Origin of the sequence: Segatella intestinalis (genome assembly GCF_029348455.1) — a bacterium.
In the GTDB taxonomy this organism is placed as follows: domain Bacteria; phylum Bacteroidota; class Bacteroidia; order Bacteroidales; family Bacteroidaceae; genus Prevotella.
In genome coordinates this window covers 25,218-31,979 of record NZ_JARJVV010000025.1, presented here as the reverse complement: position 1 = coordinate 31,979, position 6,762 = coordinate 25,218, and the positions used below count along the sequence as shown (strand labels likewise).

Here is a 6,762-nt window from a genome sequence, read left to right as displayed (position 1 = left end):
AGTCAAAAATTGTCTTCTTCTGCTACAGGGGTAGGTATGCCTATATGCTTTCTGGGGGCTATTTTGCTTATTTTAACACAAAAAAGCTCTCAAAAATTTGGTGATGTCTTAGGAATCATGGTAACACGATCACCGCTATTGATGTCACCAGAAATAATAAGCTTCGACAAAGGACGGCGAATCTCTTTTCGGATTATGCCAAGAATAGGACGAGCACCGTAATGGGCATTGAAACCTACTTTTGTTACATATTTACGAGCAGACTCATCAATCGTCAAAGAGATATTCTGCTCTCTTAGCATCTTGAGCAGATTTTGTATGTGAATATCAAAAATTCTGTCTATCATCTCTGGCGTAATAGGTGAGAATGGGACAATTTCTGTAAGTCTTGCCAAGAATTCTGGTCTGAATTGACCTTGCATGACTTCCAACATCTGGTCATGTGTCGGAACATGACCTTCACCAAAAGACTTGAAAATATAATCACTGCCAATGTTAGAGGTGAATATAATCAAGGCATTGGAGAAATCACCAACACGCCCAAGACGGTCGTGCAACTTTCCTTCATCTAGTATCTGAAGGAATAAATCAAATACAGACCTAAGTGCCTTTTCTATTTCATCGAACAATACTACAGAATATGGATGCTGTCTGATTTGATTGACCAAAAGTCCACCTTCTTCATAACCGACGTATCCTGGAGGGGCTCCATAAAGGAGTGCGACAGAATGCTCCTCTTTATATTCCGACATGTCAAATCTTAGTATTGAGGTATCATCATTGAAAAGGAACTCTGCCAAAGACTTCGCCAATTCAGTTTTACCTGTTCCTGTAGGACCAAGGAAGAAGAAAGACCCAATTGGTTGTCCTTTTTTATTTAGACCTGAACGTGACTCGAATACGGCATCCAAGATACTCTTAATAGCATGATTTTGACCTACAACTCTTTTATGAAGAATATCTTCCGCACTTGAAAGTCTTTGACGTTCTTCTGATTGAATATTTCCCATTGGAATACCAGTCATCTTCGCAACAACATTTCTAATCTCATCCTTTTTTAAAATAATAGTGTTAGACTCGTCATTTGTTGTCTGCTCCATTTCTTTCTCAATTTTCACAGAAGCCATCGAACGATCCAAAAGGTCTATTGCAGATGCTGGCAAATTACGCTCTGGCATGTATCGTTTTGCCAAACGAACAATCTCTGGAATTACATCGCCATCAAGAGTTATATTGTGATACTGTTCATATATAGTTTTTTTGCTATCCAATATGCCAATAGCCTCCTCTTCCGTAGGTGCTTCTAAGGATATTTTCTCAAAATAAGCTGTCAGTTCTCTATCTTTTTCAAGATTCTTTGTATATCCGTCTATTGATGAAGTACAAATAAACTGTATGGTATTATTGGATAGAATCTTTTTTATAGATGGCAATATCGCATTAAGAGGTGAGGATGTTTCTCCTAAACGGTAAAAATTTTCTATAACAAGAACTGGCTGTGAAATATCCGACAACTCATCTATAACAGACTTAAACCTGTCTTCCATCTCACCTTTGTAGCTTACGCCTTGACTTAAAGCGATTAAATCAAGTTCGTATGGCTGTATGGTACTTATTGATGCAGGAAGTTCACCTTTGGTTAGATTATCGGTCAATTTACGTATTAACGAGGTTTTGCCAACTCCCGTATCTCCAACAATAAGAGCATTTGCCCTGTCCTTCCGAGCCAAAATTTCCACCAATGAACGTAAATCATTTTCCATGTCAATGATTTCAACATCATTTGTTGCATCAAATAAGGAATTGTAATATACATTTTGAGATTTTCTGTCATTAGCTGATGGACGAATCTCTTTAGAAGAGTTAACGGTATTCTTTACATTCTTGCTTATAAAAGATAAAACCTTTTCTCTTGAAAGTGGCATTGTCTTTAATTGTTCTGAAGAAAAACCTACACCAGGACTGACCAATGCGGTCAAAAGAAATTCTAATTTATGCGTCTCCGTTCCATATTGCTCTTCCAAAGATATAGCTTCTTTTATCACATTTTGACTATCTCGTGAAAATTCAGCTTTTTTCATAGGATAAGGGGACTTGTCGCATTGCTGAATATGAATATCGCACCAATCAATTAAATAGTAGTAATCCTCATTAAGACTATCCTCTATGTAATTAACCAAACCTGCACTTTTGTGTAAAAGTGCTCTGAATATATGTACTGGCTCTATTTGCGGTGATTTATTGTCCACTGCAAAAGCTTGAGATATATGGATTAAATCAACTTGAAGTCCATTAAAATATTCTGCAATTTTTTTGTTCATCATTTCTGCGTTGAATATGAATAATCATTCTACAATTTCCAAAAATGCACTTGGCACATAAGCTGTACAAACAGTTACCAATTCATCCACCACAACACCAACTCTCTGTTGCCCTTGCCATCTTGCGACCCTCCCAATAACTCCTTTGAATGCGCCATCAATAACTCTCACCAATTGTCCTTTTTCAAACTTTGGTACTTCATCTAATGTCACGATAGTATTGTCCACATCGGCAGCACAGATAATTTTAAGACTATCCATCTGATAGTTGGGAACTATCATTGGTGTCTTTTCTATCTTGCGACCAATATGAATGTGCCGATAATAAAAACGAAGGAATGGGAGATTTACGTTGTCGTAAACAAAAGTTTTGATTTCTTCTTCTGTACCGTATGCAAAGAAAATGTTCGGCAAACGTGATACGGTAACAACTTTGCGCTTACCTTTTATAAGTTTTACAACACTGGTAGTTGGATAGAAAGCCGTAATGCCTTTGGCTGTCATATAGTCGTATGCCTTTTTTTCTCTACCATAAGTGGTGCGTAAGGCATACCAATGGGGAACATCTATCTCTTTTTGAGCCTTTGACTTACTTGCTATATGTGCATTTCTGGTGGACACCCCTGTTTGTGAACTCTCTGCGGAAATAGTGCTTTGAGCTTCGGGGAGGGCGTTGGAGGTAAGTCCAGCGCAAGGAGGGAGTTCACCGCCTCCTGGGGTGTGTACATCTGTTGATGTCCATTCATCGACTTTCATATCGGTGCTAACTTTTTTCTAGACAGAAATCCGTTAAATTCCGACATAAAAAAAGCGTGAGATCGTCCTGTTGTCCATCCCACACATCGAGGCTCTTGCATTGCCTATTATAGTTGAACAGACAACGTCAGAGCCCACGCCGATATGAATATATAAACTCCATGAAGAAACAGATGTACACATCAACATTGCACCCAATAAGATACAATATGAGTATACACAGTACTCCACGGATAGATATAATCACACCCGGGACATCTACCGTTGGCTATGTTCATGACTATAATATCGGAAGTTTGCAAGATTTCGATGTGTCAAGAACAAAGCGTCGATAAACGCCTTCAATATGTCTGGACTGTCATCCCACCCAATGCCCGCTTTTGTATAGATATGTCAGATAAGTGACTTCACTACACTCAGCACGGCGTAGGCTGCCGACTCAGTTATCTTGAAAGAACACGTCTAACAGTGACAACTGCGGTCAAGCAAATACAGTCCGATTGCAAAAGTACGAAAATTAATTGAGAAAACAGCAACAACAATTGAAAAAGTCTATCTTTTGCAGCAAATTTAAGATAATTTAAATCTATTTGCTTGAATATCTCTGAAATTATATATAATAATTACATCATAATAGGTGGCAAACATATTATATATATGTCTGTCACCTATTATAATATTTTAAAGACCTACTCGAAACATCCTGTTTTGAGCAACAGTTGATTCTGTATGGTCGTTTTTGGGTTTATGTTGTTCCTCTATTTCATGAGACTTTTCAGCTTTATCTATCTCTGGAGTAGATGGAGCAAGTTCAAGCTGTATTTTCCTGTCCAACGCCGCCAACTCAGCTTTTAGACCTTTCAGTTCTTCCTCTTTCTTCCAAGTCTTGCCAGCTATCTCTTCCAGTTGCGGTATTTCCTTTTCCAAAGCCTTGCATCTTGAATCATACTGCTCAATGTAGCTTGGTATCTTCTGTAAGGCATTCACAAAGTTGTTTGCCGCTGCTATCGGGTCCGACTTGGCAATGTGACCGTAGTTGTACTGGTACTTGTAATTGCCCTCGACAAAAAAGCGGTTGTCAACAAATGGAAGACCATTCTCGAAACTTGTCTCGCTGACAATCTTGACAGGGAATCCGTAGATTTCTCCAATCCGCTTGTATTGTCCGCCAGTTGTCTCTTTCTCCGCCAACATTTGCAGATGCTTTCCTATAACCTCTAAGTTCGTGGACTCCACACCATCAAGAGTGATGAGGTTGAGGATGTTGCCGTCCTTGTCTTTCTTGGCTTTGCCCATAAACTTGCCGTAGTCCTCGGTCATTCCCTTGAGAGAGGCTTTGTTGTTGCCCAGCTCTGCCGTCTTTGACTGCAATTTTGTTTCTGAGTCACGCTTGCCCTTGTTAAACGATTTGCGCTCACCCTCCAGAGAAGCAACCTTCTTCTCCAACTTCGCCTTGTCAAGCAAGTCGGTATTTCCGGAGAGAATAGCCATATACTCGGAAAAATTCATACCCGATTTCTCGTCCATTGCTCCCTCGTCAATAGTTCTCGCCCCCAAGGCTCCGCTTTTCAACTGCGAGATAAAAGTCTGCTTGCAGTGCAGGAGGTTAAACTTGTACGAGTCAAGCGACTTTTCCACCGCATAGATGATAATGTCCACCTTATTGTCAGCGTATAACTTAGCTATCTCGTTGCCAGCACGAACTCCACGACCATTGCGTTGTTCAAGATCTGATGGACGATCGGGTAGGTCAAGGGCATTGCTGCCCTCTTCCCCCCTAAGAACCGTACATGAGAGTTTCCCCTCATACGGCTCAAGCTTTTCTAAGCCTCTGTTTGTATGCAGAGACCGGCTCAAACTACTTCTTGTTTCCATTTGATTTGCGGGATAATTTAAAACATTCATCATGAACCAACAGATTGCATTTCTTTCCGTTTTGAACGGTTGGCATGACATTCCATGCCTTGTGCGTATCAATAGGCTCACCGCATATAGGACATTTGCGTCCTTGCTTTTCCCATAGGTACAGCAGTGACTTGCGTCCTTTTAGCGTAACAAGCATTTTCGACTTCTTTCTTTTATAGAAGTACAGACGACAGTCTGCATCAAACGGGTTCATGTCTCCTTTAATCTGCGTGTATTGCAGGAATGGAAACGATGAAGTCAGAGACAATAATGTCAATTGGTCTTCCTTTCCGTTTGGTTTCTTGAATTTTGAAGCGAAAGTCCATTTGTTCCCTCGAATGTCATGCCAATATCGGTCTTTTATCCACCGTTTCCCTTTCTTGGAATGACGGCGTTTTGCCCATTGCCATAGTGAGAGGAATATCTGATGGTCGATTCTGTGAAATGAATCACGTGTCGCTCCATGCTGATAATAACCTCCCCATCCTCGGATTTTAGAGTTCAACATTCTGATTAACGACTCCTGTCTGCAACCCTTGTTCTCCTTAATTACCTTACGGATATTCTCCATAAAGCGTTTCTCGGATTTCTTTGTCGGCTTGGTCAATATGTCCTTGCCGTATTTGCGGATATTAAAGCCAAGAAAATCAAAACCGTCATGCACGTTGGTTATCACCGTCTTTTCCTCTGATAAGGTCAGACCTCTTTCAGACATAAATTCAGCAACCAATGGCTTGATTTCATTTTCAAGAGTTTCCTTGTTCTCGCAAGTGATGATAAAATCATCCGCATAACGTACAAGGTTCACCATTGGTGAATACAACTTACCATTAACATGATGGCGCTTATATCTATCTGCAAGAGCTTTCTGCAATCCGTCCAAAGTCATATTGGCAAGTGTCGGAGAAATTATACCACCTTGCGGTGTTCCTTCCTCGGTCGGGAACATTTGCTTGTTGAAAACATAGCCACATTTCAACCATTTTCGGAGTATTGCCTTATCCATTGGGATATTGGCAAGTAACCACTCATGGCTGATATGGTCAAAACACCCTTTTATGTCACCCTCCAAAATCCATTCGGGAGAATATCCCTTTCGGAGAATGTTATGACATTGCTGTATTGCATCCATACAGCAGCGTTCCTTGCGGAAACCGTATGAACGAGTATCAGCTGTAGTTTCTGATACAGGCTCCAATGCCATAAGATAGAGTGCTTGCATGGCTCTGTCTTTCATTGTCGGTATTCCCAACGGTCGCAGTTTGCCGTTGCTCTTCTTGATATGAACTCTTCTCAGCGGCATTGGCTGGTAGCCTCTGCGTTTGAGTTGGGTTATTGCTTGCATTTTAGCTTTAGGGGTATCCCATATTTCTTTGTCAACCCCAGGAGTACAACCACCCCCGTTAGAAGTAACCCTCTTTACGGCTAAGGCTTTTGCGTAAAAAGAGTGGGTAAGCGTCCATTGCAAGGCTTTCACCTTGTTATGTCTGCCTTCCTTCTGAGCCTTTACAATACGAGCTTGAAGCTTCTTAACAGCTTGCTCCGCCTTAGTCCAGTCTATTCTGTCCCAATTTGATTGCAGGTTGTCAGTCGGCGCACACGATTGGTCGAGGAGATTTTCTTTGATTTTATCGTTCATTTGCATTCCTACTTTAAAAAGTTCTAAAAGTTTATTGTAAAGAATTACCATTTGGCTAATGTTGGGTATTTGCCTCCCAAACATTACCACAGAAGTCTGCCCACTTTCGTGGTAGGTTGATGTTGTCCCTTGTCAACTCGT

At 40.7% G+C, this 6,762-nt stretch carries 3 protein-coding genes and 1 pseudogene; all 4 read right to left on the bottom strand.

Annotated elements, in window-relative coordinates; translation table 11 throughout:
- Positions 1-89 precede the first annotated feature (89 nt).
- Positions 90-2,324 carry an AAA family ATPase gene (locus tag P3T48_RS13655; protein WP_276507047.1) on the bottom strand — a complete coding sequence of 745 codons (2,235 nt, stop codon included), beginning with the start codon at positions 2,322-2,324 and terminating at the stop codon, positions 90-92.
- 21 nt (positions 2,325-2,345) lie between these two features.
- The gene (locus P3T48_RS13650; protein ID WP_276507046.1) at positions 2,346-3,077 is read right to left on the bottom strand and encodes a UpxY family transcription antiterminator; all 732 of its coding nucleotides are present in this window, start codon (positions 3,075-3,077) and stop codon (positions 2,346-2,348) included.
- A 681-nt stretch (positions 3,078-3,758) separates the two neighbouring features.
- A pseudogene (locus P3T48_RS13645) lies at positions 3,759-4,832 on the bottom strand (DNA methylase); the annotation flags it as partial.
- Between the two features lie 103 nt (positions 4,833-4,935).
- The gene (ltrA, locus tag P3T48_RS13640) at positions 4,936-6,621 is read right to left on the bottom strand and encodes a group II intron reverse transcriptase/maturase (protein WP_049702337.1); all 1,686 of its coding nucleotides are present in this window, start codon (positions 6,619-6,621) and stop codon (positions 4,936-4,938) included.
- Positions 6,622-6,762: the final 141 nt, after the last annotated feature.

Coding starts and splice junctions, on each gene's coding strand:
- P3T48_RS13655 (WP_276507047.1), bottom strand. CDS start 2,324: ATGATGAACAAAAAAATTGCAGAATATTTTAATGGACTTCAAGTTGAT.
- P3T48_RS13650 (WP_276507046.1), bottom strand. CDS start 3,077: ATGAAAGTCGATGAATGGACATCAACAGATGTACACACCCCAGGAGGC.
- ltrA (WP_049702337.1), bottom strand. CDS start 6,621: ATGAACGATAAAATCAAAGAAAATCTCCTCGACCAATCGTGTGCGCCG.